Source organism: Hydrogenophaga borbori, assembly GCF_003417535.1.
Taxonomy (GTDB): domain Bacteria; phylum Pseudomonadota; class Gammaproteobacteria; order Burkholderiales; family Burkholderiaceae_C; genus Hydrogenophaga; species Hydrogenophaga borbori.
This window is the reverse complement of sequence record NZ_QVLS01000001.1, coordinates 41,230-65,929: the sequence shown is the minus strand read 5'-3', so window position 1 is coordinate 65,929 and position 24,700 is coordinate 41,230. Positions and strand designations below refer to the sequence as shown.

Annotated in this window: 25 protein-coding genes; 15 read left to right on the top strand and 10 right to left on the bottom strand. The window is 70.7% G+C overall.

Going from position 1 to position 24,700, the window contains the following annotated elements:
• Window positions 1-9: 9 nt before the first annotated feature.
• Genes DY262_RS00320 through DY262_RS00310 form a run of 3 tightly spaced genes read left to right on the top strand, consistent with a single transcriptional unit; the run spans window position 10 to window position 2,614 of the window.
• Window positions 10-441 carry a YeeE/YedE family protein gene (locus DY262_RS00320; RefSeq protein WP_116957032.1) on the top strand — a complete coding sequence of 144 codons (432 nt, stop codon included), beginning with the start codon at window positions 10-12 and terminating at the stop codon, window positions 439-441.
• A gap of 9 nt (window positions 442-450) precedes the next feature.
• Window positions 451-867 (top strand): protein tyrosine phosphatase family protein, encoded by a 417-nt coding sequence (locus tag DY262_RS00315; protein WP_116957519.1) that lies wholly within the window; start codon window positions 451-453, stop codon window positions 865-867.
• A gap of 16 nt (window positions 868-883) precedes the next feature.
• On the top strand, window positions 884-2,614 hold the full coding sequence (locus tag DY262_RS00310; RefSeq protein ID WP_116957031.1) for a SulP family inorganic anion transporter: 1,731 nt from the start codon (window positions 884-886) through the stop codon (window positions 2,612-2,614).
• A gap of 11 nt (window positions 2,615-2,625) precedes the next feature.
• Here DY262_RS00310 and DY262_RS00305 read toward each other — a convergent pair whose 3' ends face one another.
• From DY262_RS00305 to DY262_RS00295, 3 genes are read right to left on the bottom strand one after another with little or no spacing between them, the layout of a single operon-like run.
• Window positions 2,626-3,426, bottom strand: coding sequence for an ABC transporter substrate-binding protein (locus DY262_RS00305; protein WP_116957030.1), 801 nt, complete (start codon window positions 3,424-3,426; stop codon window positions 2,626-2,628).
• Complete coding sequence (locus DY262_RS00300; RefSeq protein WP_116957029.1) at window positions 3,423-4,175, bottom strand: ABC transporter ATP-binding protein; 753 nt, start codon at window positions 4,173-4,175, stop codon at window positions 3,423-3,425. Before DY262_RS00300 ends, DY262_RS00305 begins: the two co-directional genes overlap by 4 nt.
• Window positions 4,172-4,900, bottom strand: coding sequence for an ABC transporter permease (locus tag DY262_RS00295; RefSeq protein WP_116957028.1), 729 nt, complete (start codon window positions 4,898-4,900; stop codon window positions 4,172-4,174). Before DY262_RS00295 ends, DY262_RS00300 begins: the two co-directional genes overlap by 4 nt.
• A gap of 98 nt (window positions 4,901-4,998) precedes the next feature.
• Between DY262_RS00295 and DY262_RS00290 the strand changes: the two genes are divergently transcribed.
• Window positions 4,999-6,126, top strand: coding sequence for a substrate-binding domain-containing protein (locus DY262_RS00290; RefSeq protein ID WP_116957027.1), 1,128 nt, complete (start codon window positions 4,999-5,001; stop codon window positions 6,124-6,126).
• A 13-nt stretch (window positions 6,127-6,139) separates the two neighbouring features.
• Here the strand turns inward: DY262_RS00290 and DY262_RS00285 are convergent, their stop codons facing one another.
• From DY262_RS00285 to DY262_RS00270, 4 genes are all read right to left on the bottom strand, one after another.
• Window positions 6,140-7,003 carry a putative selenate ABC transporter substrate-binding protein gene (locus DY262_RS00285; protein ID WP_181936360.1) on the bottom strand — a complete coding sequence of 288 codons (864 nt, stop codon included), beginning with the start codon at window positions 7,001-7,003 and terminating at the stop codon, window positions 6,140-6,142.
• Window positions 7,004-7,246: 243 nt separating this feature from the next.
• Window positions 7,247-7,837, bottom strand: coding sequence for a nitroreductase family protein (locus DY262_RS00280; RefSeq protein ID WP_116957026.1), 591 nt, complete (start codon window positions 7,835-7,837; stop codon window positions 7,247-7,249).
• A gap of 108 nt (window positions 7,838-7,945) precedes the next feature.
• Window positions 7,946-8,983, bottom strand: a complete 1,038-nt coding sequence (locus DY262_RS00275) for an MBL fold metallo-hydrolase (RefSeq protein ID WP_116957025.1) — start codon at window positions 8,981-8,983, stop codon at window positions 7,946-7,948.
• A gap of 85 nt (window positions 8,984-9,068) precedes the next feature.
• Window positions 9,069-10,064: a helix-turn-helix transcriptional regulator gene (locus DY262_RS00270; protein ID WP_116957024.1), complete on the bottom strand. Its 996-nt coding sequence runs from the start codon at window positions 10,062-10,064 to the stop codon at window positions 9,069-9,071.
• An 80-nt stretch (window positions 10,065-10,144) separates the two neighbouring features.
• Between DY262_RS00270 and DY262_RS21915 the strand changes: the two genes are divergently transcribed.
• A complete protein-coding gene (locus DY262_RS21915; RefSeq protein ID WP_245980754.1) occupies window positions 10,145-11,410 on the top strand; it encodes an NIPSNAP family protein in 1,266 nt (421 codons plus the stop codon).
• 25 nt (window positions 11,411-11,435) lie between these two features.
• Here the strand turns inward: DY262_RS21915 and coaBC are convergent, their stop codons facing one another.
• Entirely contained in the window at window positions 11,436-12,653 is a 1,218-nt protein-coding gene (coaBC, locus tag DY262_RS00260) for a bifunctional phosphopantothenoylcysteine decarboxylase/phosphopantothenate--cysteine ligase CoaBC (RefSeq protein ID WP_116957023.1), read from the bottom strand.
• A gap of 113 nt (window positions 12,654-12,766) precedes the next feature.
• Here coaBC and DY262_RS00255 point away from each other — a divergent pair, with 113 nt between their 5' ends.
• The 5 genes from DY262_RS00255 to DY262_RS00235 are packed head-to-tail and all read left to right on the top strand — an operon-like array spanning window position 12,767 to window position 17,502.
• On the top strand, window positions 12,767-14,437 hold the full coding sequence (locus tag DY262_RS00255) for a CTP synthase (protein WP_116957022.1): 1,671 nt from the start codon (window positions 12,767-12,769) through the stop codon (window positions 14,435-14,437).
• A 22-nt stretch (window positions 14,438-14,459) separates the two neighbouring features.
• Complete coding sequence (gene kdsA / locus DY262_RS00250; protein WP_116957021.1) at window positions 14,460-15,317, top strand: 3-deoxy-8-phosphooctulonate synthase; 858 nt, start codon at window positions 14,460-14,462, stop codon at window positions 15,315-15,317.
• A gap of 48 nt (window positions 15,318-15,365) precedes the next feature.
• The gene (eno, locus tag DY262_RS00245) at window positions 15,366-16,649 is read left to right on the top strand and encodes a phosphopyruvate hydratase (RefSeq protein WP_116957020.1); all 1,284 of its coding nucleotides are present in this window, start codon (window positions 15,366-15,368) and stop codon (window positions 16,647-16,649) included.
• A gap of 14 nt (window positions 16,650-16,663) precedes the next feature.
• Complete coding sequence (locus tag DY262_RS00240) at window positions 16,664-16,939, top strand: septum formation initiator family protein (RefSeq protein WP_070399922.1); 276 nt, start codon at window positions 16,664-16,666, stop codon at window positions 16,937-16,939.
• Window positions 16,940-16,974: 35 nt separating this feature from the next.
• Window positions 16,975-17,502 (top strand): ATPase, encoded by a 528-nt coding sequence (locus DY262_RS00235; protein ID WP_116957019.1) that lies wholly within the window; start codon window positions 16,975-16,977, stop codon window positions 17,500-17,502.
• Window positions 17,503-17,505: 3 nt separating this feature from the next.
• Here the strand turns inward: DY262_RS00235 and hslO are convergent, their stop codons facing one another.
• A complete protein-coding gene (hslO, locus tag DY262_RS00230; protein WP_116957018.1) occupies window positions 17,506-18,483 on the bottom strand; it encodes an Hsp33 family molecular chaperone HslO in 978 nt (325 codons plus the stop codon).
• Between the two features lie 34 nt (window positions 18,484-18,517).
• A complete protein-coding gene (locus tag DY262_RS00225; RefSeq protein ID WP_116957017.1) occupies window positions 18,518-19,042 on the bottom strand; it encodes a gamma carbonic anhydrase family protein in 525 nt (174 codons plus the stop codon).
• Between the two features lie 48 nt (window positions 19,043-19,090).
• Between DY262_RS00225 and DY262_RS00220 the strand changes: the two genes are divergently transcribed.
• From DY262_RS00220 to DY262_RS00200, 5 genes are all read left to right on the top strand, one after another.
• Window positions 19,091-19,954: a ferritin-like domain-containing protein gene (locus DY262_RS00220; RefSeq protein ID WP_116957016.1), complete on the top strand. Its 864-nt coding sequence runs from the start codon at window positions 19,091-19,093 to the stop codon at window positions 19,952-19,954.
• A gap of 26 nt (window positions 19,955-19,980) precedes the next feature.
• The gene (dbpA, locus tag DY262_RS00215; protein ID WP_116957015.1) at window positions 19,981-21,375 is read left to right on the top strand and encodes an ATP-dependent RNA helicase DbpA; all 1,395 of its coding nucleotides are present in this window, start codon (window positions 19,981-19,983) and stop codon (window positions 21,373-21,375) included.
• Between the two features lie 195 nt (window positions 21,376-21,570).
• Entirely contained in the window at window positions 21,571-22,599 is a 1,029-nt protein-coding gene (locus tag DY262_RS00210; protein WP_245980753.1) for a sensor histidine kinase, read from the top strand.
• Window positions 22,596-24,080, top strand: a complete 1,485-nt coding sequence (locus DY262_RS00205) for a sensor histidine kinase (RefSeq protein WP_116957013.1) — start codon at window positions 22,596-22,598, stop codon at window positions 24,078-24,080. The genes DY262_RS00210 and DY262_RS00205 overlap by 4 nt, the downstream gene beginning before the upstream one ends.
• A 31-nt stretch (window positions 24,081-24,111) precedes the next feature.
• On the top strand, window positions 24,112-24,696 hold the full coding sequence (locus DY262_RS00200) for a DUF1439 domain-containing protein (RefSeq protein ID WP_116957012.1): 585 nt from the start codon (window positions 24,112-24,114) through the stop codon (window positions 24,694-24,696).
• Window positions 24,697-24,700: the final 4 nt, after the last annotated feature.

Sequence of the window (24,700 nt, the reverse complement as noted above, 5' to 3'; positions counted from 1 at the left end):
GACGCCACCATGCAAAAACTCTCCGCTTTTTTCATCGGCCTGTTGTTCGGCCTGGGCCTGATGCTCTCGGGTATGACGGACCCCGGCAAGGTGCAGGGCTTCCTGGACTTGGCCGGTGCCTGGGACCCCTCCCTGGCCTTCGTCATGGGGGGTGCGATCGCCGTGGGGCTGCTGGCCTTCGCGGTGGCCAAGCGGCGCACGCGCAGCTTCCTGGGCTCGGGCATGTACCTGCCCAAGGCCACGGAAATCGACCGCCGGCTGGTGCTGGGCAGCCTCCTCTTCGGCGTGGGCTGGGGCCTGGCGGGCTTTTGCCCCGGACCGGGGCTGGTGTCCATGGCCGCGGGCGAGGTCAAGGGTCTTGTCTTCGTGCTGGCCATGCTCATGGGCATGGTCGTGTTCGAATGGCTGGAGCGCATGAGCGCGAAGACCCGAACGACCTGAAGGATGACCATGGACCTCAAACGCCTCACCCCCACCCTGTCCGTCGCCCCCCAAATCGCGCCGGGCGACCTCCCCGCCGCCGCCGCCGCCGGCTTCACCACGCTGATCTGCAACCGGCCCGATGGGGAGCAGCCCGGCCAGCCCGACCACGAGACCATGGCGCGCGCCGCCCAGGCGGCCGGCCTGCGCTTCGTGTTCCTGCCCGTCGTGTCCGGACAACTGGACGAAGCACAGGGCCGCGCCTTCGGCGAAGCGCTCGCGCAGGCCGAGGGCCCCGTGCTCGCGTACTGCCGCAGCGGCACGCGCAGCACCCAACTCTGGGCGCTGTCGCAGGCCGGCCAGCGCCCCTGGGCCGAGGTGCTGCAGACGGCAGCCGCCGCGGGTTACGACTTGAGCCGAATGCCCCCGCCGCCGGCGCGGGCCTGAACACCGACGCACGACCATGAACCTGTCCACACGCCATTGGTGGCCCGACCTGCCCATGAGGCATTGGGCCCGCGGGTACGGCCGCGACACCCTGCTGCGCGACGCCGTCGCCGCGGTGATCGTCACGCTCATGCTGATCCCGCAGAGCCTGGCCTACGCCCAGCTGGCGGGCCTGCCGCCCGAGGTCGGCCTGTACGCCAGCGTGGCGCCGCTGCTGGCCTACGCCCTGCTGGGCACCAGCCGCGTACTGGCGGTCGGACCGGTGGCCGTGGTCTCGCTGATGACGGCCGCCGCCGTGGGCGAACACGCCGCCGCCGGTAGCGCCCACTACCTGGCGGTGGCGATCACGCTGGCCTTTCTCTCGGGACTGATCCTGCTGGCCATGGGCCTGCTGCGCCTGGGCTTTCTCGCGCACTTCCTGAGCCATCCGGTCATCGCGGGTTTCATCGCGGCGTCGGGTCTGCTGATCGCGGCGAGCCAGCTCAAAACCTTGCTGGGGGTGTCGGCCGGCGGACACAACCTGGTGGAGATGCTGGCGGCGCTGTGGGCGCAACGCGGCCATGTGCATGGACTCACGCTGGGCATCGGCGCGGCCAGCCTGGCGTTTCTGTTCTGGGTGCGGCGCGGCCTGCAGCCGCTGCTGCGCCGCCTGGGCGTGCCACCGCGCGCGGCCGAGCTGGGGGCCAAGGCCGGACCGGTGGCCGCCATCATGGGCGCCACGCTGTTCACCTGGGCCGTCGATGGCGGCGCGCAGGGCGTCAAGCTCGTGGGCGCGGTACCGCAGGGCCTGCCGCCATTCACCCTGCCCTTGTGGGACCAGGCGCTGTGGCAATCGCTGCTGGTGCCCGCGCTGCTGATCAGCGTGGTGGGCTTCGTGGAGTCGGTCTCGGTGGGCCAGACGCTGGCCGCCAAGCGCCGCCAGCGCATCGAGCCCGATCAGGAGCTGGTCGCCCTGGGGGGCAGCAACCTCTCAGCCGCGTTCACGGGCGGCTTTCCCGTCACTGGCGGCTTCGCGCGTTCGGTGGTGAACTTCGACGCAGGCGCGCAGACGCCCGCCGCCGGCGTGTACACCGCCGTCGGCATTCTGCTGGCCTCGTTGCTGCTGACGCCGGCCCTCTTCCACCTGCCGCAGGCCACGCTGGCCGCCACCATCGTGGTGGCCGTGCTGTCGCTGGTGGACGTCGGCATCCTGCGCCGCACCTGGACCTACTCCAAGGCGGACTTCACCGCCGTGCTCGCCACGCTGGTGGCCACGCTCGCGGTGGGCGTGGAAAGCGGCCTGGTGGCCGGCGTGGGCGTGTCGCTGGCCCTGCACCTGTGGCGCACCAGCCAGCCGCACATCGCCGAGGTGGGCCAGGTGCCCGGCACCGAGCACTACCGCAACGTGCTGCGCCACCAGGTCATCACCCACCCGCAGGTCTTGGCCCTGCGCATGGACGAGAGCCTGTACTTCGCCAACGCGCGCGCCCTGGAGGACCGCATCAACGCCGCGGTGGCGCAGCGCCCGGCCTTGCGCCACGTGGTGCTGCAGTGCTCGGCCATCAACGACATCGACGCCAGCGCGCTCGACAGCCTGGAGGCCATCGACCAGCGCCTGCGCGACGCCGGCCTGCAGCTGCACCTCTCGGAAGTGAAAGGCCCGGTGATGGACAAGCTGCAGCGCAGCGACTTCCTGCAGCGCCTGAGCGGGCGCGTATTCCTCACGCACCACCAGGCTGCCGTCTCACTGGCCTCAGCGGGCGACTGAGCGCCCGAGGCTCACTTCGCGGCGTTCGGGAAAAACAACTGCTCGCCGCCGATCTTGTAGGCGGCGATGGCGGCCTGGCCGGCGGGTCCTGTCACCCAGTCCACGAACTTCTGGCCCTCGGCGGTCTTCACCTGCGGGTGCTTGGCCGCGCTCACCAGCATCACGCCGTACTGGTTGAACAGGCGCTGATCGCCCTCCACCAGCACCGTCAGGTCGCCCCGGTTCTTGAAGTTGAGCCAGGTGCCGCGGTCGGTGAGCACATAGGCGTTGGCGCCCGAACCGATGTTGAGCGCCGGGCCCATGCCGCAGCCGCACTCCTTGTAGCCACTGCCCTTGTCGTCGCCTCCGGTCATCTTCCAGAAGCGCAGCTCGGCCGCGTGCGTGCCGCTCTTGTCGCCGCGCGAAATGAAGGGCGCGTTGGCCGCCGCCACTTTTTTGAGCGCGGCCACGATGTCCTTGCCCGCGGTTTTGGCCGGGTCGGCCTTGGGGCCCACGAGAACGAAGTCGTTGTACATGACCTCCTGGCGCTTGGCGGCGAAGCCCTCGGCCACGAACTTCTCCTCGGCCACCTTGTCGTGCACGAAGAGCACGTCGGCGTCACCGCGGCGCGCCATATCGATCGCCTGGCCGGTGCCCAGGGCCACCACCTTCACGTCGATGCCCGTGGCCTGCTTGAACTGCGGCAGGAGGTGACCGAACAGCCCGGACTGCTCGGTGGACGTGGTGGACGCCACGACGATGCTCTGCGCGAGCGCGGCGCCGCCGATCAGCAGGCCGGCGGCCAGGGTGAGGATGGAACGGATAGGTTTCACCAGCTTTCTCCTTGAACGAACAAATGGGCGTGCGGGCACACGGCGCGCAGCAGGTCGGCGTTGAAAAAATCGTGCACGGGCAGGTCGGCGAGCACTCGGCCCTGCTCCAGGTAGACGACGCGGCTGGCCAGGCGCTTGACCTGGCCGAGGTTGTGGCTCGCGAACACCAGCGTGGTGGGCTGGCCCTGCGCGGGCGTGGCGGTGAACTCGGCGATGAGCTGCTCGACCTCGCGCTTGGCGTGCGGGTCCAGGCTGGCGGTGGGCTCGTCGAGCAGCCAGATGTCGGGTTGCAGGGCCCAGGCGCGCGCCAGCGCCAAGCGCTGCTGCTGCCCGCCCGAGAGCGCACGGCCGTTGCGCTGCGCGAGCTCGACCAGGCCCACGCGCCGCAGGGCGGTGAGCGCCAGCGCGCGCGCCTCGCCCCAGCGCCGCCCCTGCAACCACAGGCCCAGGGCCACGTTGTGCAGCGCGCGGATGCGCAGCATGTGCGGGCGCTGGAACAGCATGGCCACGCGCTGGCCGCCCGGCGCCCGCAGGGTGCCCGCCGTGAGCGGCAACAGCCCGTGCAGGGTGCGCAGCAGCGTGCTCTTGCCGCTGCCATTGGCGCCGATGAAGGCCACGCGCTCACCGGGCAAGATGCGCAGGTTCACGTCGTCCAGCGCGGGCGGGCGCGGCGCCGGCCCCAGGCGCACCTGGGCGCCGCGCAACTCGAAACACGGCTCGGCGATGGCGGAGGGCGGCACCCCGCTCATGCGGCCGCTCCGACGGGCAGCAGCCCATCCTGCCGCTCGCGCCAGCGCCGCACCAGCGACACCAGCGCATTGAGCACCAGCACCACGGCCAGCAGCACCAGGCCCAGGCCCAGCGCCAGCGGCAGGTCACCCTTGCTCGTTTCCAGGGCGATGGCGGTGGTCATGACGCGCGTGAAGCCGTCGATGTTGCCGCCCACGATCATCACGGTGCCGACCTCAGCGATGGCCCGGCCGAACGCCGTGATGAAGACCGTGAGCAGCGCGTAGCGCTCGTCCCAGGCCAGCAGCAGGCTGCGCATCAGCGTGCCCGCGCCCATGGACCGCAGCTGCTCGCCATGGCTGCGGTCGGCGTCCTCCACGGCCTGGCGCACCAGGGCGGTCACCAGCGGCAGCACCAGCACGGCCTGCGCCACCACCATGGCCTCGAAGTTGAACAGCCAGCCCAGGAAGCCCAGCGGCCCCGAGCGCGACAGCAGCAGGTACACCACCAGCCCCACCACCACCGCCGGCACCGCCAGCGCGGTATTGAGCAGCGTGAGCACCGCGCCGCGCCCGGCGAAACGCGCGGCCGCCAGCCAGGCGCCCAGCCACAGGCCCAGGGCGTAGGCAATGCCAGTGGCGGTGACGCTGACCGCCAGCGACCGCCACACGATGGCCCACAGGCCCGCATCGCCGGAAAGGATCAGCCCGATCGCGGTCGCCACGCTATCGGCAAAGGTGTTCATATGTGGGTGAGCTTAGCGAGCCAGAGACCTGCCCGCGCTACGTACTGACGCGGTATGAACGTTGGTGCATAAGACACCTTGATGCACACTTGACGACCATGCGACGAATCGAGCTGGCGTACCAACTGAGCACGCGCGAGCGGCCCGCCGGCAATGGATCGGCCCTGCTGCGCAACCCCATGATGGACGTGCTGCACGCCGTGAAGGCCTCAGGCTCCATCTCCGGCGCGGCGCGCGAGCTGGGCCTGTCCTACCGCCACGTGTGGGGGCAGCTCAAGGAATGGGAGGCCGATCTCGGCCAGGGCCTGATCTTCTGGGAGCGCGGCCAGGCCGCGCGCCTCACGCCCTTCGGCGAGAAGCTGCTGGCGGCCGAGCGCCTGGCCCAGGCCCGGCTGGGCCCGCAGATGGAGAACCTGCGCGCCGAACTCGAACGCGCCTTCGCGCTCATGCTCGACGGTGAGGCCACCGAGCACCCCCAGCTCACGCTCTATGCCAGCCACGACCACGCCCTTGCCGAGCTGGTGGACTTCGCGGCGCGCGACGCTGGCGGCAGCGGCCAGGGGGAAGCCCAGCGCCTGCACCTGGACGTGCAGTTCTGCGGCAGCGTGGACGCCATCCGCGCGCTCAACGAGGGGCGCTGCAAGATCGCCGGCTTTCACACCCAGCCCTTCGCCGACGCGCACACGCTCACCGCGCGCACCTACCGCCCGCTGCTCAAACCGGGCCTGCACAAGATCATCGGCTTCGCGCGGCGCACGCAGGGCCTGGTGGTGGCGCCCGGCAACCCGCTGCGCCTGCGCGACGTCGCCGACGTGGCGCGGCTGCAGGCGCGCTTCGTGAACCGCGCCAAGGGGACGGGCACACGCCTGCTGCTGGACGAGCTGCTGGCCCAGGCCGGCCTGCCGTCGGGCGACGTGGACGGCTACGAGCGCGTGGAGCGTTCGCACGCGGCGGTGGCGCACGCCGTGGCCAGCGGCAGCGCCGACGTGGGCCTGGGCACCGAGTACGCGGCGCGCAGCGCCGGCCTGGGCTTCGTGCCCGTCACCGACGAGCGCTACCTGCTGGTCTGCCTGAAGAACACCCTGGACGAGCCGCCCCTGCAGCGCCTGCTGGAGCGGCTGCGCAGCCGCCCCTGGCAGGAACGCCTGGCCGCCCTGCCCGGCTACCGGCCGGACCACTGCGGCGAGGTGGCGGCGATGAAGCGGCTGCTGCCCTGGTGGGGCTGAGCCGCTCGCGCCCTCACAACAGGTTCGCGCTGCGCGCGGCCGCCTCGATGCCCTTGTAGTTGTCGGCCTTGGTGGGCACGAAACGGGTGGCGCGCTGCAGGTCCAGCACCTCTTTGCCTTGCGGCGTGGCGCGGTCCAGCTTGAGCAGCGCGGCGGCGAGCTTCTCGCGCTGCGCGGCGGGCATGTCGGCGTGCACCGACCAGTTGTAGTCGTAGTACGGCGGGGTGGTGAAGATCACGCGCACCTTGGCCGTGTCGACCTTCTTGTCGGCCACGAATTTCTCCCACACCGAGATGTTCAGCGCCCCGCCCTGCACCTTGCCCGAGGCCACGGCGGCGATGGTGGCGTCGTGCGCGCCGCTGTAGGCCACGCGGCCGAAGTCCTTCTCGGGGTTGATGTTGGCCTGCAGCAGGAAGCTGCGCGGCATGAGGTGGCCCGAGGTGCTGCTCTGCGAACCGAAGCTCACGTCCTTGCCCTTGAGGTCGGCCAGCGACTTCACGGCCGGGTCGCTGGAGATGAAGACCGAGCGGAACTTCTCGTCTTCCTCGCGCTGCACCAGCGGGATGATCTTGCCGCCCGAACGCACATTGGCCTGCACGAAAGTGAAGCCGCCGAACCAGGCCATGTCCACCTTCCTGTTCACCAGCGCCTCGACGGCGGCGGCGTAGTCGGTCACCGGCGTGTATTCCACCTTCATGCCCAGGGCGCCCTCCAGGTACTTCACCAGCGGCGCGGCCTTGCGCGCCAGCTCGGTGGGCGATTCGTCGGGGATGGCGGTGACGCGGAACACCTGCTGAGCGTGCGCGGCGGCGGCCACCAGGCCCAGGCCCAGCACAAGGGCGTGGCGACAGCGGTGAAACAGGGAATGGCGGGTCATGGTGGTTTCCTGATGAAGGGAGGAAGCGGCTCAAGAACAAAGGGCGCGGCCTTGCGAGAAAGGAAGGCGGCATGCCCTGGCGGGCGCCGGCGCGCGAGCGCGGACCGCGAATCCTAGTCCACGCGGCCACGGGCCGGTCTGCGTCAAGGACGCGGCTCCTTTCAAGCCATTGAGCGCATGCCCGAAGGCGCCCCGGAAGGAGCGCCGGGAATGGCGCGAGACATTGCGAGCCGCCCTCCGCCCTCACCCCGGCCAGTCGCCCAGCAGCTCGTCCGGCGAAGGCTTGTGAAACTTCGGCCGGCCCACGCCCAAGGGCGTGCCCAGCACCATCCAGCCGACCAGGGTTTCGCCGGGCCGGCAGAAGGCCGACATGACGGCCTGGTCGCGCACCTTGCTGCCCGAGAGCATCTTGCCGCCGTAACCCAGGGCGTGAGCGGCCGTCAGGAAGTTGGCGAGCGCGCCGCCCAGGGCGATCCACTGTTCGTGCACCGTGGCCACCGGGTGGCCGGCGTCGATGCGCGCGATCACGGCCACCAGCAGCGGCGGTTCGGTGGCGCGCCCACGGTCGCGCCGCGCCTGTTCGGCCGGTTTCCCCTGCGCCAGGGCCACGGTCTCGAACAGGTCGGCCAGGCGCTGCCGGGCCTCCCCGCGCACGACGGCAAACCGGTAAGGCACCAGGCCCGCGTGGTCGGGCGCGCGCAGCGCGGCGGCGGCCATGCGCCGCAGCTCGTCGGGCGAAGGCGCGGGCTCGCGCAGGTACTTGGTGCCGACCGACAGGCGCGACAGCAGGGACTCGAGTGGGTCGGCGGGCGCGGGGTCGCGGGGGGTGTTCATGGCGGCGGGCGGCGCGGTGGGGGTATTGAGGCACCAGTGTGCGCCACCGCAGGCCGCTGGCGCGGGCCATGACCCTGGGGCCCGGCCCCTCGGGGCCGGCCAGCGCGTTCAGAACGCCTCTTTCTCCGCTTCCAGGTACGCCAGGCTGGTGTACTTGCCGATGTTGCTGTCGAAGCCCTGCATGCTGGCCGCGCGCGCGGCCACGCGCGGATCGGCCAGCACCAGGCCCTTGGCCTTGTCCAGCGGCAGGCCGTCTTTCACCGCCTTCAGGCAGGGCTCGTAAATGCCGCGCAGGAAATCACCGTAGGTCTGGAGCAGGTCGCGGCTCGCGTGGCCGTGGCCCGGCACCCAGAGCTGCTCGCCCAGGTCCTTCATGAGCGTGTCGTAGGTCTTGAAGGTGCCCACGTAGGAGCCGTCGTCGATGTTGGCGATGCGGTTGCCCATGGCGATGTCGCCGACGTAGGTGAGACGGTCCTGCACCACCTCCATGCACAGGTCGGACGGCGTGTGCGCCACGCCGTGGTGGTGCAGGCGCAGCTGCACGTCTCCGTAGTCGAACACCTGGCCGGGCCGCACGTCGGTGTTGGGTGCGACGATCTTCGTGCCCAGCGTGGCCTGGTTGGTCCAGCGCTCCATCATGCCGCGCCAGGCATTGCCCTCGGCCCCCAGGATCTGCTCGCGCGTGTGCGCCAGCGCGTGGATGGGCACGCCCGGGAAGGCCTCGACGAAGGCGTGGTTGCCCAGCCAATGGTCGCCGTGGTAGTGGCTGTTGAACACAGCCACCACAGGCCGGTCGGTCACGCGGCGGATCATGCGGATCGCCATCTGCCCGATCTGCAGCGAGCCGCCCGAATCCAGGACCACCACGCCCTTTTTCGTGACCACGAATACCACGTTGGCCATCATCCCCTGGTTCTGCGGGGTGGGAAATCCGTCCTCCGCGAACACCATCCACACGTGCGGGGACAGCTGTTGCGCGGGGATGTCGGGCATGGGCGGACCGACCACGAAGTCGCGCACCTGCTGCGCGAACAGCCGCGCCTCGGGCACGGCGGCCAGGCCGGCGGCGCCCAGTGCCAGGCCGGCACCGGCGCGCAGCCAGTGGCGGCGGGTGAGGCGGTCGGTGGGGAGGTGGCGGGTGGGCATCGGCGTCTCCATCAGTTATTGCTTATTTTCAGATCATAGCCAGACCGACGGAGAACGGCACGCCGCCCGGCCCGGGGGCGACCGCTCACCGGGGCGCGGACAGGCCGTCCTGCGGCGTGGCGTGGCGCGCGCGGATGGCTTCGGCCTGCCGCGCGACCTCGGCGCGCAGCGCCGCCGGCTCCACCACCTCGACCTCGGCGCCGTGGCCCAGGATCTGCCGCGCGCCGTGCTCGACCGACTCCAGCGCCCACAGGACGCAGCGCCAGCCGTCGGGCGCCCTGTCCTGCGGCGCCACCGGCACCTCGGCGAAACGGTGGCGCGCGTGCTCCAGCCAGCCCAGCGCCCGGGGCGACACCAGCACCCGGGCCTGCAGCGGCCGCAACCCGGCCTCGAACCGCGCCGACGACTCCTGCCAGTAGCGCGCCAGGTCGAAGCCGCGGGGACGCCGGAAGCCGCTGCCCAGGACCGCCAGGCCCCGCACGCTGGCCAGGCGGTAGGTGCGCACGGCGGTCTGCCGGCTTTCGCGTGCCGCGAGGTACCAGGCGCCGGCCTTGAGCACCAGCCCCAAGGGTTCAAGCTCCCGCCGCGACAGACCGCGCCAGCTCATGTAGTCGACCCGCAGGCGCTTGCCGCTCCAGACGGCCTGCGCCGCGTCCCGCAGGAACGCCGGTGTGTCGGAGGCCCGGTACCAATCCAGGGGGTCGATGTGCAGCCGCTCGGCCACCAAGGCCGCCTGGTCGCGCCAGGGCGCCGGCACGCTGGCCATCAGCTTGAGCCGTGCCGACGCGGCGGCCTCGCCCAGGCCCAGCGCCGTCGCCGGCCCCGGCAGGCCGGCCAGCCACAGGGCGTTCGCCTCGTCGCCCGTCATGCCGGTGAGCTGCGTCGTCCAGCCCGGCTGCAATTGGAAGCCACCCTGGTGGCCCCGTTCGCCCCACAGGGGCACGCCGGCCGCCGAGAGTTGATCGATGTCGCGCAGGACGGTGCGCTCGGACACCTCGAGCGAGCGCGCGATGGCGCCGGCCGTCAAACGACCGTGGGCCTGCAGCAGCATGAGGATGGACAACAGGCGGTGGGCTTTCATGGCCGCCCAATCATGACACCCCTTGTCATATTGGTGGTGCCAGCATCGCCCTTCCTTCATCACCACCAGGCAGGCACACCATGAACACCCCAGACCCCGGCGCAACGAGCGCGAAGCAGGACTTCGATTTCCTGGTCGGCCACTGGACCACCCGCCAGCGGCGCCTGAAACAGCGCCTGCAGGGCAGCGACGAATGGGAAACCTTCACCGCCTCCACCACCAACCAGCACCTGCCGGGCGGCGTGATCAACTTCGATACCCTGGTCGCGCCGACCTGGAAACCGGGCTGGGTGGGCATGTCGCTGCGCCTGTTCAACCCGGCGACCAACCTCTGGAGCATCTACTGGGTCACCAACGAAGGCGGAGGCATCGACCCCGCGACGGGGCAGCTCGGCGCCCCGGTGGTCGGCCGCTTCCAGGGAAGCGAAGGCCTGTTCGAGGGCGAGGACCGGTTCGAGGGACGCACGGTCCGCGTGCGCTTCCATTGGCAGCGCTGGGGCAGCGAGCGGGCGCGCTGGCAGCAGGCCTTCTCCGACGACGGCGGGCGCAGCTGGGAGGTCAACTGGGTCATGGACTTTGAGCGCGAGGCCCCGTCCCCGGCCGAACCGGCGCCGCCACCCGCCCTCGGCCTCGACTGCCAGGTGGTCGAGTTGCGCCGGTACACCCTTCATCCGGGCCAGCGCGACACATTGATCGAGCTGTTCGAGCGGGCCCTGGTCGAACCGCAGGAAGCACTGGCCATGGCCGTGATGGGCCAGTTCCGCGACCTCGATGCGCCCGACCACTTCGTCTGGCTGCGCGGCTTTGCCGACAGGGACAGCCGCACCAGGGGATTGGCGGCGTTCTATGGCGGCCCCGTCTGGCGACAGCACGGCGGCGCGGCCAACGCCACCATGGTCGACTCCGACGACGTGCTGCTGCTGCGCCCGGCTTGGCCGGGCTCGGGCCTCTCGATGCAGGGCCGCCGCCGCCCGCAGTCCACGGGGCAGACGACCGCGCCGGGCCTGCTGCGGGTCAGCGTGCTGCCCCTGCGCGAGACGGCCGGTGCGGCGCTGCTGAGCCTCTGCCGCGACACCCTGTCGCCGTGCCTGCGGAAGGGTGGCGCGCACGTCCTCGGCTGGTACGTCACCGACGAGGCGCCGAACGATTTTCCTCGCCTGCCCGTGCGGGAGGGGAAGCCGGTGTTGGTGGGCTTTGCCCTGTTTCCCGACCTGCCCTCGCTAAACGCCTTCGAGCGCAGCGGCGCCTGGGACCGCGACGCGCAGGCGGCGCTGGCGCCATGGCTCGATCGCCCGGCGCGCCACCACAGGCTGGCGCCCACCGCGCGTTCGGCGATCCAGGCCTGAGCGCCAAGGGCGCGGGAGCCGCTGCTCAGCGGCGTGGCAGCCGGCGGGCGATCTCGGTCACCAGCTGGCGCGCCAGGGCCAGCTTGCCGGCGCGCGGCAGCTCGGTGCTGCCGGCCTCGTCCACCAGCAGCAGCGCGTTGTCGTCGCGGCCGAAGGTGTCGGGCCCGATGTTGCCCACCAGCAGCGGCACGCCCTTGCGCGCGCGCTTGGCCTGGGCGTGGGCCAGCAGATCGTGGCTTTCGGCGGCGAAACCCACGCAATACAGCGCGCCGGCCCGAGCGCGCGGGCTGGCGGCCACACCGGCCAGGATGTCGGGGTTCTCCACGAAGGCCAGGGTGGGCGCTTCGCCGCTGCCGTCCTTCTTGATCTTCTGGTCGGAGGTGCTGGCGGGGCGCCAGTCGGCCACGGCGGCGGCCGCGATGAAGACGTCGGCCGCGTCGGCACTGGCCAGCACGGCGCGCTGCATGTCCTGCGCGGACACCACGTCCACCCGCTGAACTCCGCGCGGCGTGGGCAGGGCCACCGGGCCGGCCACCAGCGTCACCTGGGCACCGGCCTCGTGCGCGGCGCGCGCGAGCGCGAAGCCCATCTTGCCGCTGGAGCGGTTGGTGAGGCCGCGCACCGGGTCGATGGCCTCGAAGGTGGGCCCGGCCGTGATGAGCACATGCCGGCCCGCCAGCGCCTTGGGCTGGAAGTGACGCACCAGCTCATAGAGCAGTTCGTCCGGTTCGAGCATGCGGCCATCGCCGGTTTCGCCGCAGGCCTGCTCGCCCGCGCCCACGCCCAGCACCACGGTGCCGTCGGCGCGCAGCTGCGCCAGGTTGCGCTGCGTGGCGGGGTGGGCGTACATCTCGCGGTTCATGGCCGGGGCCACGATCAGCGGCACGCGCTCCAGGGGCCGGGCCAGGCACAGCAGCGAGAGCAGGTCGTCGGCGCGGCCATGCAGCAGCTTGGCCATGAAGTCGGCGCTGGCCGGCGCGATGACGATGGCATCGGCCTCGCGGCTGAGGTTGATGTGGGGCATGTTGTTGCCCTCGCGCGGGTCCCACTGCGAGCCGTAGACCGTGCGGCCCGACAACGCCTGCAGGGTGACCGGCGTGATGAAGTGCTCGGCCGCCTCGGTCATCACCACCTGCACCGTGGCGCCGGCCTTCACCAGGCCGCGGCAGAATTCGGCGGCCTTGTAACAGGCCACGCCACCGCTGAGGCCCAGCACGATGTGTTTTCCCGCGAGATCGCTCATGGAGGCGCAATGTAGCAGCGCCCCGCGAGAAGCCCCGGTGGACGGGCCGAGCGGGAGGGGCCACCTATAATCGGAATTTCCCACCTGAGCCAGCCCCCGGGCTGGCCCGAGTCATGACCAAATACGTGTTCGTCACCGGCGGTGTGGTGTCCTCCCTGGGCAAGGGCATTGCTTCTGCGTCTCTCGCCGCGCTGCTCGAATCGCGCGGCCTCAAAGTCACCCTCATCAAGCTCGACCCGTACATCAACGTGGACCCGGGCACCATGTCGCCGTTCCAGCACGGCGAGGTGTTCGTCACCGACGACGGCGCCGAGACCGACCTGGACCTGGGCCACTACGAGCGTTTCATCGAAACGCGCATGCGCCAGTCCAACAACTTCACCACCGGCAAGATCTACCAGTCGGTGCTGGAGAAGGAGCGCCGCGGCGACTACCTCGGCAAGACCGTGCAGGTGATCCCGCACGTCACCAACGAGATCCAGGAATTCATCCGCAAGGGCTCGGGCGAAGGCACGCCCGACGCGGTGGACGTGGCCATCGTCGAGATCGGCGGCACCGTGGGCGACATCGAGTCCCTGCCCTTCCTGGAAGCCGTGCGCCAGATGAGCCTGCGCCTGGGCCCCAACAGCTCGGCCTTCCTGCACCTGTCCTACCTGCCCTGGATCGCCGCCGCCGGCGAGCTCAAGACCAAGCCCACGCAGCACACCGCCAAGGAGCTGCGCGCCATCGGCATCCAGGCCGACGCACTGCTCTGCCGCGCCGACCGCCGCATCCCCGACGAGGAACGCGCCAAGATCAGCCTGTTCAGCAACGTGCCCGAATGGGGCGTGATCAGCATGTGGGACGTGGACACCATCTACAAGGTGCCGCGCATGCTGCACGAGCAGGGGCTGGACGGCCTCATCTGCGACAAGCTGCGCCTGAACACGCCGCCGGCCAACCTCAAGCGCTGGGACGACCTGGTGCATGCGGTGGAGAACCCGCAGGGCACGGTGCACATCGCCATGGTCGGCAAGTACGTCGACCTGTCCGACAGCTACAAGTCGCTCAACGAGGCCCTGCGCCACGCCGGCCTGAAGAACCAGGCCAAGGTAGCCATCGAGTACGTCGATTCCGAGACCATCACGCCGGCCAACGTGGCCCAGGTGCTGGGTCGCTTCGACGCCGTGCTGGTCCCTGGCGGCTTCGGCAAGCGCGGCATCGAGGGCAAGATCTGCGCGGCGCGCTTCGCGCGCGAGCAGAAAGTGCCCTACCTGGGCATCTGCCTGGGCATGCAGGTGGCCACCATCGAATACGCGCGCCACGTGGCCGGCCTGAAGGACGCCAACAGCACCGAGTTCGAGCCCGGCACGCCGCACCCGGTCATCGCCCTCATCACCGAGTGGAAGGACGCCGACGGCAGCATCCAGCAGCGCGACGCCCACTCCGACCTCGGCGGCACCATGCGCCTGGGGGCGCAAAGCTCCGACGTGGCCAAGGGCACGCTGGCGCACAGCATCTACGGCGACGTGGTGACCGAACGCCACCGCCACCGCTACGAGGCCAACGTGAACTACCTCGACCAGCTGCGCCAGGCCGGGCTGGTGATCTCCGCGCTGACCCAGCGCGAGCACCTCACCGAGATCGTGGAGCTGCCGCAGTCCGTGCACCCCTGGTTCATGGGCGTGCAATTCCACCCCGAGTTCAAGTCCACGCCCTGGGCCGGCCACCCGCTGTTCAACGCCTACATCAAGGCGGCGCTGACCCACCAGGCGCAGCGCCGGCCCGCCCGGGCCGTGGCCTGAGGCCCCGACGGAGAGCCCCACGATGAAGCTCTGCGGTTTCGACGTCGGCCTGGACAAGCCCTTCTTCCTCATCGCCGGCCCCTGTGTCATCGAGTCCGAGCAGCTGCAGATGGACGTGGCCGGGCGGCTGAAGGAGATCACCGGCTCGCTGGGCATCCCCTTCATCTTCAAGAGCAGCTTCGACAAGGCCAACCGCAGCAGCGGCAAGAGCTTCCGCGGCCCTGGCCGCGAGGCGGGCCTGGCGGTGCTGGCCAAGGTCAAGGCGCAGCTCGGCGTGCCCGTCATCACCGACGTGCACAGCGAGGACGACATCGCCCCCGCCGCCGCCGTGTGCGACGTGCTGCAGACGCCGGCCTTCCTGTGCCGCCAGACCGACTTCATCCGCGCCGTGGCGCAGAGCGGACGGCCGGTGAACATCAAGAAGGGCCAGTTCCTCGCGCCGCACGACATGAAGAACGTGATCGACAAGGCCCGCGACGCGGCCCGCGACGCCGGCCTGCCCGAGGACAGCTTCCTCGCCTGCGAGCGCGGCGCGAGCTTCGGCTACAACAACCTCGTCTCCGACATGCGGGCCCTGGCCATCATGCGCGAGACCGGCGCGCCGGTGGTGTTCGACGCCACCCACAGCGTGCAGCTGCCCGGCGGGCAAGGCACCAGCTCGGGCGGCCAGCGCGAGTTCGTGCCCGTGCTGGCGCGCGCCGCCGTGGCGGTCGGCGTGTCCGGCCTGTTCATGGAAACCCACCCCGACCCGGCCAAGGCCTTGAGCGACGGCCCGAACGCCGTGCCGCTCAAGCACATGCCCGCGCTGCTCGAAACCCTGCTCGCGCTCGACGCCGTGACCAAAAGGAACGGCTACCTCGAGGACCGCTTCAACGCCTGAGCCGCGCCCAATTTTCTTTGACTTTCCGAACCTGAGGACCCTTGATTCATGAGTGCCATCGTTGACATCGTCGGCCGCGAAGTGCTGGACAGCCGCGGCAACCCCACCGTCGAGTGCGACGTGCTGCTGGAGAGCGGCGTCATGGGCCGCGCGGCCGTGCCCTCGGGCGCGTCCACCGGCTCGCGCGAGGCCATCGAGCTGCGCGACGGCGACAAGAGCCGCTACCTGGGCAAGGGCGTGCTCAAGGCGGTGGAGCACATCAACACCGAGATCAGCGAGGCCGTGCTGGGCCTGGACGCCTCCGAGCAGGCCTTCCTGGACAAGACCCTGATCGACCTCGATGGCACCGAGAACAAGAGCCGCCTGGGCGCCAACGCCATGCTGGCCGTCTCCATGGCCGTGGCCCGCGCCGCCGCCGAGGAAGCCGGCCTGCCGCTGTACCGCTACTTCGGCGGCATGAGCGCGGTGCAGATGCCCGTGCCCATGATGAACGTCATCAACGGCGGCGCCCACGCCAACAACAACCTCGACCTGCAGGAGCTGATGATCATCCCCGTGGGCGCGCCGAACTTCCGCGAGGCCCTGCGCTGGGGCGCCGAGGTGTTCCACGCGCTCAAGAAGATCCTGCACGACAAGGGCATGAGCGTGGCGGTGGGCGACGAAGGCGGCTTCGCGCCGAACGTCGAGAGCCACGAGGCCGCGCTGCAACTGCTGATGGACGCCATTTCGGCCGCCGGCTACACCCCGGGCGACCAGATCGCGCTGGGCCTGGACTGCGCCGCGAGCGAGTTCTACAAGGATGGCCAGTACGCGCTCGACGGCGAGGGCCTGAAGCTCAGCGCCGAGGAGTGGACCCATATGCTGGCCACCTGGTGCGACAAGTACCCCATCGTCAGCATCGAGGACGGCATGGCCGAGGGCGACTGGGACGGCTGGAAGGTCCTCACCGAGCGCCTGGGCCAGCAGGTGCAGCTGGTGGGCGACGACCTCTTCGTCACCAACACCAAGATCTTGAAGGAAGGCATCGACAAGGACATCGCCAACTCGATCCTCATCAAGATCAACCAGATCGGCACGCTGACCGAAACCTTCGCCGCCATCGAGATGGCCAAGCGCGCGGGCTACACCGCCGTGATCAGCCACCGCAGCGGCGAGACCGAGGACAACACCATCGCCGACATCGCCGTGGGCACCAACGCCGGCCAGATCAAGACCGGCTCGCTCTCGCGCTCGGACCGCATGGCCAAGTACAACCAGCTGCTGCGCATCGAGGAAGACCTCGGCGAAGTGGCCGTGTACCCCGGCCGCGCCGCCTTCTACAACCTGCGCTGACCGCCACGCCCCCGATGGCCAACCGCCTGATCCCCGGCCTGCTGGTCGCGCTGCTGCTGGTGCTGCACGCGCAGCTCTGGTTCGGCCGGGGCAGCGTGCCGCAGGTGGCGCAGCTGCGCCGCGACCTGGCCGCCCAGCTGGAGGCGAACGAGCTGGCGCGGCAGCGCAACGCGCAGATCGCCAGCGAGCTGCGCGACCTCCAGGAAGGGCTGGAGATGGTCGAGGAGTTGGCGCGCCAAGACCTCGGCATGGTCAAGCCCAACGAGGTTTTCGTGCAGATCGCGCGCTGATCCGCCGCGGATCGGCGCCCTTCCCTGGCCGTCCCATGCTCACGGTGGCACTGCTCGGCGGGCCGCTCACCGGCAAGCGCACGCTGGCGCGCCAATTGCGCGAGGCCCTGGACGCGCGGGGCATCGCCGGGGTCGTGATCGCCGACGCCACCGCGCTGATGGCGGCGGCCCACAACGAGCTTCGTTTCAATGACCGCGGACTCTGGCCCGAAGCCCTGGCCGCGCAGCGCCGCATCGGCCTGACGCTGCTGATGGGCCTGGATCTGCCCTGGGAACCCGGCGGCCGGTTCAGCGACAGCCCCGCCGTGCGCGAGGCCACCGACACCCTGTTGCGCCGCGAGCTGCAAGGCGCGGGCATCGGCTTCCAGACGGTTTATGGCCACGGCGCGCGGCGCCTGCAGGCCGCGCTGCGCGCCGTGGGGGCCGCCCTGGGCCGCGAGCTGCTGCCCGACGACCCCCTGCTGCGCGACGGTTCGGGCCGCTGGGCCTGCGAGGCCTGCAGCGACCCCGACTGCGAGCACCGGCTGTTCAGCGCCCTGCTCGCGCGCCGCGGCGGCGGCTGAGGATCACTGCGGCCGATCGGTCCCGGGCGGCTGCGCCAGCGGCTGCAGGAACACCTGCGCCGCATCCACCGGATCGAAGGTGTATTGCGCGCCGCAGAAATCGCAGTTGACCTCCACCTGCCCCTGCTCTTCCAGGATGGACTCGATCTCCTCGCGCCCGAGCGAACGCAGCATGCCGCCCACGCGCTCGCGCGAGCAGGTGCAGGCGAAGCGGGGTCCCGCGCCGGCCAGCAGCGGGTCGAAGCGGCGCAGGTTCTCTTCCCAGAACAGGCGGTGCAGGATGGTGTCGGCATCGAGCCCCAGCAGCTCTTCGCGCTTGAGGCTGCTGGCCAGGATCGCGATGCGCTGGTAGTCCTCGTTGCGGCCGATCTGGTCCTCGTCGCGCTGCTGCGACTGGCCGGCCAGGTTGGCCTCGCCCTGCAGCGGCAGGCGCTGGATCAGCAGGCCGGCGGCCATCTTGTCGTTCGCCGCCAGCACCAGCTTGGTGTCGAGTTGCTCGCTCTGCAGCATGTAGTGCTCGATCACCTCGCTGAGCTTTTCCAGCTTCTCGCGGCGGTCACCGAACAGCGGCACCACCCCCTGGTAGGGCTGCTGGCCGGGCTGGCGGTCCTTCGGGTCGAGCGTGATCGCGCAACGGCCCTGGTTGGTGGCGTTGACCATGTGCGACAGGGGCGCGTCGTCCGCCACCTCGCCGGCCACCGTCGCGGTGGCGCGCAGGCTCAGGTCGGGCTGCACCTCGGCCACGGCCAGCTTCACCGGGCCGTCGCCATGGATCTGCATGACCAGGGCGCCGTTGAATTTGATGTTGGCCTGCATCAGCGTGGCCGCGGCCGTCATCTCGCCGAGCAGCTCGGTCACGGCCGCGGGGTAGCCGCCGGCCTGCGCGCGGCGCTGCAGGATCTCCTGCCAGGCGTCGGTGATGCGCACCAGCATGCCGCGCACCGGCAGGCCTTCAAACACGAATTTGTGGAGCTCGGACACGGGGTTCCTTCGACCAAAGCGGCACAGGTGGCGCTCAGCCGGTCTTTTTCAAGCCCTTGCGGTAGCGCTGGGCGTTCTCGATGTAGTGGGCCGCGCTGCGGCGCAGGCCCTCGATCTGCTCGGGCGTGAGCTGGCGCACCACCTTGGCGGGGCTGCCCAGGATCATGGAGCCGTCGGGGAATTCCTTGCCCTCGGTCACCAGGGCGCGCGCGCCCACCAGGCAGTTCTTGCCGATCCTCGCGCCATTGAGCACGGTGGCGCCGATGCCGATCAGCGACTCGTCGCCGATGGTGCAGCCGTGCAGCATCACCTGGTGGCCGATGGTCACGCGCTCGCCCACCACCAGCGGGAAGCCGTAGTCGGCGTGCATCACCGTGCCGTCCTGCACATTGCTGCCCTGGCCGACGGTGATGGTCTCGGTGTCGCCGCGCAGCACCGCGCCGAACCAGACGCTGCTGTCTTCGTGCAGGTGCACGTTGCCCATGACTTGCGCGCTGTCCGCGACCCAGGCCGAATCGGCCATCGTCGGCGCCACGCCATCGAGTTCGTACAAAGCCATGCGGCGGTCTCCTCGGGTGCTCGGGTGTCGAAACCTAGAATTGTAGGGATGCCCCTCACCGTACCCGCCAAGACGCCCGCCAGCCTGCGCGAGCAGGCCCTGGAGGCCCTGTGCACGGCCGATCCCACGGCCAAGGCGGCGGCGGCGCAGGCGCTGTGGGCGCGCTGGCGCGCCCTGGGCGCGCAGGACGGGGCGGCCTGGGCCGCGCAGGCGCCCATCGCCCCCTTGGCCAGCGCCACCCTGCCCGGCCGCCCGGCGCGCCCCGAACTCGTGCCGCCGCAGGCCGTGGCCCAGCGCTCGCCCTTCACGCGCGACGGCCTGGCGGCCCTGCTGCACGCCATCGCGCACATCGAGTTCAACGCCATCGACCTGGCGCTGGACGCGCTGTGGCGCTTCCCCGGCCTGCCGCTGGACTTCTACCGCCAGTGGCTGCAGGTGGCGCACGAAGAGGCCACGCACTTCGGCCTGCTGCGCGAGTTGCTGCAGGCACTGGGCCACGACTACGGCGACTTCCCCGCCCACAACGGCCTGTGGGAGATGTGCGTGAAGACCCAGCACGACCCGCTGGCGCGCATGGCCCTGGTGCCGCGCACCCTGGAGGCGCGCGGCCTGGACGCCACGCCGCTGATCCAGTCGCGCCTGCGCCAGGTGACGGCGCGCGAGGTCAAGCAGGAAGCGCAGCGCGCGGTCGAGATCCTGGACACCATCCTGCGCGACGAAATCGGCCACGTGGCCGTGGGCAACCGCTGGTACGCCTGGCTGTGCGCGCAGCGCGGGCTGGAGCCGGTGGCGCACTACCGCGTGCTGGCGCGCGAGCACGCCGCGCCGCGGCTGAGGCCGCCGTTCAACGACACCGCCCGACGGGCGGCGGGCTTCACCCAGGCCGAGCTGGACGCCCTGCTCGGACCCTGAACGGGGCGAACCCGGACAATCCGGGGATGACTTCCGCTTCCCCGACCGCGTTCAGCGCCCTCCCCCTGTCCCCCGCCACCCTGGCCAACCTCGAGCAGCTGGGCTACACGGCCATGACGCCGATCCAGGCCGCCGCCCTGCCGCCGGCCCTGCTGGGCAAGGACCTCATCGCCCAGGCCAAGACCGGCAGCGGCAAGACCGCCGCCTTCGCCCTGGCGCTGCTGGCCAACCTGAACCCGCGCCGCTTCGCCGTGCAGGCGCTGGTGCTGTGTCCCACGCGCGAGCTGGCCGACCAAGTGAGCACCGAAGTCCGCCGCCTCGCGCGCGCGGCGGACAACGTGAAGGTGGTGGTGCTCTGCGGCGGCGTGCCGCTGCGCGGGCAGTTGGCCTCGCTGGAGCACGGCGCGCACATCGTGGTGGGCACGCCGGGCCGGGTCATGGACCACCTGGGGCGCGGCAGCCTGCGGCTGGACGCGCTCAACACCCTGGTGCTCGACGAGGCCGACCGCATGCTCGACATGGGCTTTTTCGACGACATCGCCACTGTCGCCAGGCAGTGCCCCGCGGCGCGCCAGACCCTGCTGTTCTCCGCCACCTACCCCGAAGGCATCGCCCAGCTCAGCGCGCGCTTCATGCGCGAGCCCGTCACCGTGAAGGTGGAGGCCCAGCACGCGGGCGCGCAGATCGAGCAGCGCTGGTACGAAGTGAGCGAGACCCAGCGCCTGGACACGGTGGGCCGCCTGCTTGCCCACTTCCGCCCCGCCAGCGCGCTGGCCTTCTGCAACACCAAGGCGCAGTGCCGCGACCTGGTGGCCGTGCTGCGGGCCCAGGGCATCGGTGCGCTGGCGCTGTTCGGGGAGCTGGAGCAGCGCGAACGCGACCAGGTGCTGGTGCGCTTCGCCAACGGCAGCTGCCGGGTGCTGGTGGCCACCGACGTGGCCGCGCGCGGCCTGGACATCGCCAGCCTGGCCGCCGTCATCAACGTGGACGTGACGCCCGATCCCGAGGTGCACATCCACCGCATCGGCCGCACCGGCCGGGCGGGCGAAAGCGGCCTGGCGCTGAACCTGGCCAGCCTGGACGAAATGGGCAGCGTGGGCCGCATCGAGCAGCTGCAAGGCCAGGCATCGAACTGGTCTCCCGTGAGCGAGCTGGTGCCCACCGGCCAGGGCCCGCTGCTGCCGGCCATGGCCACCTTGCATATCCAGGGCGGCCGCAAGGAAAAGATCCGCCCCGGCGACGTGCTGGGCGCGCTCACGGCCGACCTGGGCTACACGCGCGAACAGGTCGGCAAGATCAACGTCAACGACTGGTCCACCTATGTCGCGGTGGAGCGCGGGATCGCGCAGCAGGCGGCCAGCCGGCTGAACGCCGGCCGCATCAAAGGCAAGGGCGTGAAGGTGCGCGTGCTGGAAGACTGAGCCCCACCGGGCCGGCGCCCACACCGGGGCATCGCCCGCTGCGCCACCGATCCAAGGACAAGGGTTAACCCTTTGTGGGACAGCCCGGCGCCGTGACGCCTTGCGCAATGAGCGGGGTCACGACGGGCTCAATCTCTGCCCCGCTTGAGCCGATACGTTTGGTGACATAACATGCACCGAGGAGGAACGTTTGGCATGCCCGGCAACCGAATCGAACTCGACGACTACCTGGGCCAGGCGTTCCACCGCATGCCTGTGGCCATGATCGTGGTGAACCAGCGCGGCCAGATCACACGCCTCAACCAGCTCGCCGAGACCACGTTCGGCTACGAAGCCAGCGAGCTCATCGGCCAACCCGTCGAGGCCCTCATCCCCCAGCGCTTTCGCGCCGCGCACCCGCACTACCGCCAGGGCTTCCTGGCCGAGACCAGTGCGCGCCCCATGGGCCTGGGCCGCGACCTGAGCGGCCTGCGCAAGGACGGCAGCGAGTTCCCGGTGGAAATCGGCATCAACCCGGTGGAAACCGACGAGGGGCCCATGATCCTGTCGGTGATCCTGGACCTGTCGGAACGCAAACAGGCCGAAAAGCGCATCCAGGACGCGCTCACGCAGAAGGACCTGCTGCTGCGCGAGGTGCACCACCGCGTGAAGAACAACCTGCAGGTGATCCACAGCCTGCTCGACCTGCAGGCCCTCAAGCTGGCCGACCACGAGGTGGTGGAGGTGCTGCGCGACAGCCAGAACCGCATCCGCTCGATGTCGCTGATCCACCAGACGCTGTACCAGTCGCGCAACTTCGCGCGCGTCGATTTCCAGCGCTTCCTCGACGAGCTGCTGCCCAGCCTGACCGAGTCCTACCGCTCGGTGGCGGGCCTGGTGTCCATCGCCATCGACGCGCACGAGGTCAAGCTGCCCATCAACGAGGCCATCCCCTGCGGCCTGGTCATCAACGAGCTGGTGAGCAACGCGCTCAAGCACGGCTTCACGCAAGGGCGCGGTGGGCAGATCACGGTGTCCGTGCAGCAGCATGGCGAGCGCACGATCGAGCTGTCCGTCAGCAACGACGGCCACGCCATCCCCGGCACGCTCGACCTCGAACAGACCACCACGCTGGGGCTGCAGCTTGTGCAGCTGCTCACGCGACAGCTCAACGGCAGCTTGGACATCCAGCGCGCGAACCCCACGCGGTTCACGCTGCGCTTCGACCTGGAGGCGGAGGCATGACGGCAGCGGCGAGTGCATCGAAGATCCTGATCGTGGAAGACGAAGGCATCGTCGCCTTCAACCTGCAGCAGCGGCTGCAGCACATGGGCTACCGCATCACCGGCCTGGCCGAATCGGGCGCCGAGGGCCTGGCGCTGGTCTCGCGCGAGCGGCCCGACCTGGTGCTCATGGACATCCACATCAAGGGCGACATGGACGGCATCGAGCTGGCCCGCGCGCTCAACCGCGACTTCGATCTGCCCATCATCTACCTCACCGCGTACTCGGAAGACACCACGCTGGAGCGCGCGCGCCGCACGCGGCCCTACGGCTATCTCATCAAGCCCTTCTCCGAACGCGAGCTGCACGCCACCGTGCAGATGGCCCTGGAGCGCCACGCGATGCAATCGGCGCTGAGCGAGAGCCAGGCGTTGCTGCGCCAGTCGCTGGACGCCGCGGCCATGGGGCTGATCGACTGCCTGCCCGCGGCCGACCGCCTGCGCCTGAGCGGGCCGCCGGCCGAGCGGCTGGGACTGGACCCGGCCGGGGAGCACCCGCTGTCGGCCCTGTTGGAGCGGCTGGACGAGGCCGAGCGCGAGCGCCTGGGGGACGACTGGGCGCAGCCCGGGCCGCGGCGCCACACCCTGCGCGCGCGGGCCATGGACGGCGGCCACCGCTGGCTGCAACTCGACACCGTGGCCGATCCGGACGGCCGGGTTCGCGGCGTGGTGCAGGACGTCACGGAGCGCGAACAGGCCCGCCTGGCGATGCAGCGCGTCAACGAAGAACTCGAAGACCGCGTGCTGGAGCGCACCGCCGAGTTGCGCCAGCACGTGCGCGAGCTGGAAGCCTTCAGCCACACCGCCGCGCACGACCTGCGCTCACCGATCCGCGCCATTTCGGGCCTGGGACAGATCCTGGCCGAAACCCACGGCGCCGCGCTGGGCGAGGACGGCCGCCGCATGCTCGATCGCATGTCGCACGCGGCGCACCGCATGGGCGAACTCATCGATGCGCTGCTGAGCCTGTCCAAGCTGTCGCGCGCGCCGCTGTACCGCGCCGAGGTGGACCTGGGCGCGCAGGCGCGCGAGGTGGAGCGCGCCCTGCGCGAGGCCGAACCCGGGCGCGAGATGCGCGTCGAGGTGGCCGAGGGCCTGCGCGTGCAGGCCGACCACGCCCTGATCCGCAGCGTGATCGACAACCTCATGCGCAACGCCTGGAAGTTCACGCGCGGGCGGGACCAGGGCCTCATCGAGATCGGCCGGCAGGAGGAGGACGGGCGGGTGGTGTACTTCGTGCGCGACAACGGATGCGGCTTCGATATGGTCCACGCCGACAAGCTCTTCGGCGCCTTCTTCCGCCTGCACGACGAGCAGCACTACGGCGGCTCGGGCCTGGGGCTGAGCATCGCGCAGCGCATCGTGCAGCGCCACGGCGGCGAGATCTGGGCCCAGGGCGAGGTGGGCCGGGGCGCCACGGTGTACTTCACGCTGGGCGGCTGAACCCTCGCGGCGGGTGGGCCTCCAACGGCCCATGCAACGCCGAACCCTGCTCCTGTCCCTCCCCGGCCTGCCCGCCGCGCTCGGCGCCACGGCACCGGCCCGCGCGGCGGACGCCGACACAGACCAGGACAAGCCTCCCGGGTACGCCGTCTCCACCGAGCAGATGCAGCAGGCGCTGGCGCAGCGCTTCCCGCTGCGCTACCCGGTGCCCGGCGTGCTGAACCTGGACCTGCAGACGCCCCGCCTGCGCCTGCTGCCCCAACGCAACCGACTGCTCGCCGAGATGGCGGTACAGGCCAGCGGCCCGGCCCTCCACCGCGCGCACCAGGGCGGTTTCGACGTCGACTTCGCCCTGCGCTACGAGGCCAGCGACCGCACGCTGCGCGCGCAGCAGCTGCACCTGAGCCGCCTGCGCTTTCCCACGCTGCGGCCCGAGGTGGTGGACATGCTCAACGCCTACGCTCCCGCGCTGGCCGAGCAGTCGCTGCGCGAAGTGGTGCTGCACCAGCTGCAGCCGCAGGACCTGAAGGCAGTGGAGGCCATGGGCCTGCAGCCAGGCCCCATCACCGTGACCGAGACGGGACTGGTGATCGGCCTGGTCCTCAAGCCGCTCTGACGGC

What these genes read in the sequence shown, in the direction of transcription:
- DY262_RS00255 (WP_116957022.1), top strand. Translation starts at nt 12,767, where the DNA reads ATGACCAAATACGTGTTCGTCACCGGCGGTGTGGTGTCCTCCCTGGGC.
- DY262_RS00240 (WP_070399922.1), top strand. Translation starts at nt 16,664, where the DNA reads ATGGCCAACCGCCTGATCCCCGGCCTGCTGGTCGCGCTGCTGCTGGTG.
- DY262_RS00310 (WP_116957031.1), top strand. Translation starts at nt 884, where the DNA reads ATGAACCTGTCCACACGCCATTGGTGGCCCGACCTGCCCATGAGGCAT.
- DY262_RS00315 (WP_116957519.1), top strand. Translation starts at nt 451, where the DNA reads ATGGACCTCAAACGCCTCACCCCCACCCTGTCCGTCGCCCCCCAAATC.
- DY262_RS00270 (WP_116957024.1), bottom strand. Translation starts at nt 10,064, where the DNA reads ATGAAAGCCCACCGCCTGTTGTCCATCCTCATGCTGCTGCAGGCCCAC.
- DY262_RS00275 (WP_116957025.1), bottom strand. Translation starts at nt 8,983, where the DNA reads ATGCCCACCCGCCACCTCCCCACCGACCGCCTCACCCGCCGCCACTGG.
- DY262_RS00280 (WP_116957026.1), bottom strand. Translation starts at nt 7,837, where the DNA reads ATGAACACCCCCCGCGACCCCGCGCCCGCCGACCCACTCGAGTCCCTG.
- DY262_RS00200 (WP_116957012.1), top strand. Translation starts at nt 24,112, where the DNA reads ATGCAACGCCGAACCCTGCTCCTGTCCCTCCCCGGCCTGCCCGCCGCG.
- eno (WP_116957020.1), top strand. Translation starts at nt 15,366, where the DNA reads ATGAGTGCCATCGTTGACATCGTCGGCCGCGAAGTGCTGGACAGCCGC.
- DY262_RS21915 (WP_245980754.1), top strand. Translation starts at nt 10,145, where the DNA reads ATGAACACCCCAGACCCCGGCGCAACGAGCGCGAAGCAGGACTTCGAT.
- kdsA (WP_116957021.1), top strand. Translation starts at nt 14,460, where the DNA reads ATGAAGCTCTGCGGTTTCGACGTCGGCCTGGACAAGCCCTTCTTCCTC.
- DY262_RS00235 (WP_116957019.1), top strand. Translation starts at nt 16,975, where the DNA reads ATGCTCACGGTGGCACTGCTCGGCGGGCCGCTCACCGGCAAGCGCACG.
- coaBC (WP_116957023.1), bottom strand. Translation starts at nt 12,653, where the DNA reads ATGAGCGATCTCGCGGGAAAACACATCGTGCTGGGCCTCAGCGGTGGC.
- DY262_RS00225 (WP_116957017.1), bottom strand. Translation starts at nt 19,042, where the DNA reads ATGGCTTTGTACGAACTCGATGGCGTGGCGCCGACGATGGCCGATTCG.
- DY262_RS00220 (WP_116957016.1), top strand. Translation starts at nt 19,091, where the DNA reads ATGCCCCTCACCGTACCCGCCAAGACGCCCGCCAGCCTGCGCGAGCAG.
- dbpA (WP_116957015.1), top strand. Translation starts at nt 19,981, where the DNA reads ATGACTTCCGCTTCCCCGACCGCGTTCAGCGCCCTCCCCCTGTCCCCC.
- DY262_RS00290 (WP_116957027.1), top strand. Translation starts at nt 4,999, where the DNA reads ATGCGACGAATCGAGCTGGCGTACCAACTGAGCACGCGCGAGCGGCCC.
- DY262_RS00285 (WP_181936360.1), bottom strand. Translation starts at nt 7,003, where the DNA reads ATGACCCGCCATTCCCTGTTTCACCGCTGTCGCCACGCCCTTGTGCTG.
- DY262_RS00300 (WP_116957029.1), bottom strand. Translation starts at nt 4,175, where the DNA reads ATGAGCGGGGTGCCGCCCTCCGCCATCGCCGAGCCGTGTTTCGAGTTG.
- DY262_RS00210 (WP_245980753.1), top strand. Translation starts at nt 21,571, where the DNA reads ATGCCCGGCAACCGAATCGAACTCGACGACTACCTGGGCCAGGCGTTC.
- DY262_RS00205 (WP_116957013.1), top strand. Translation starts at nt 22,596, where the DNA reads ATGACGGCAGCGGCGAGTGCATCGAAGATCCTGATCGTGGAAGACGAA.
- DY262_RS00320 (WP_116957032.1), top strand. Translation starts at nt 10, where the DNA reads ATGCAAAAACTCTCCGCTTTTTTCATCGGCCTGTTGTTCGGCCTGGGC.
- DY262_RS00295 (WP_116957028.1), bottom strand. Translation starts at nt 4,900, where the DNA reads ATGAACACCTTTGCCGATAGCGTGGCGACCGCGATCGGGCTGATCCTT.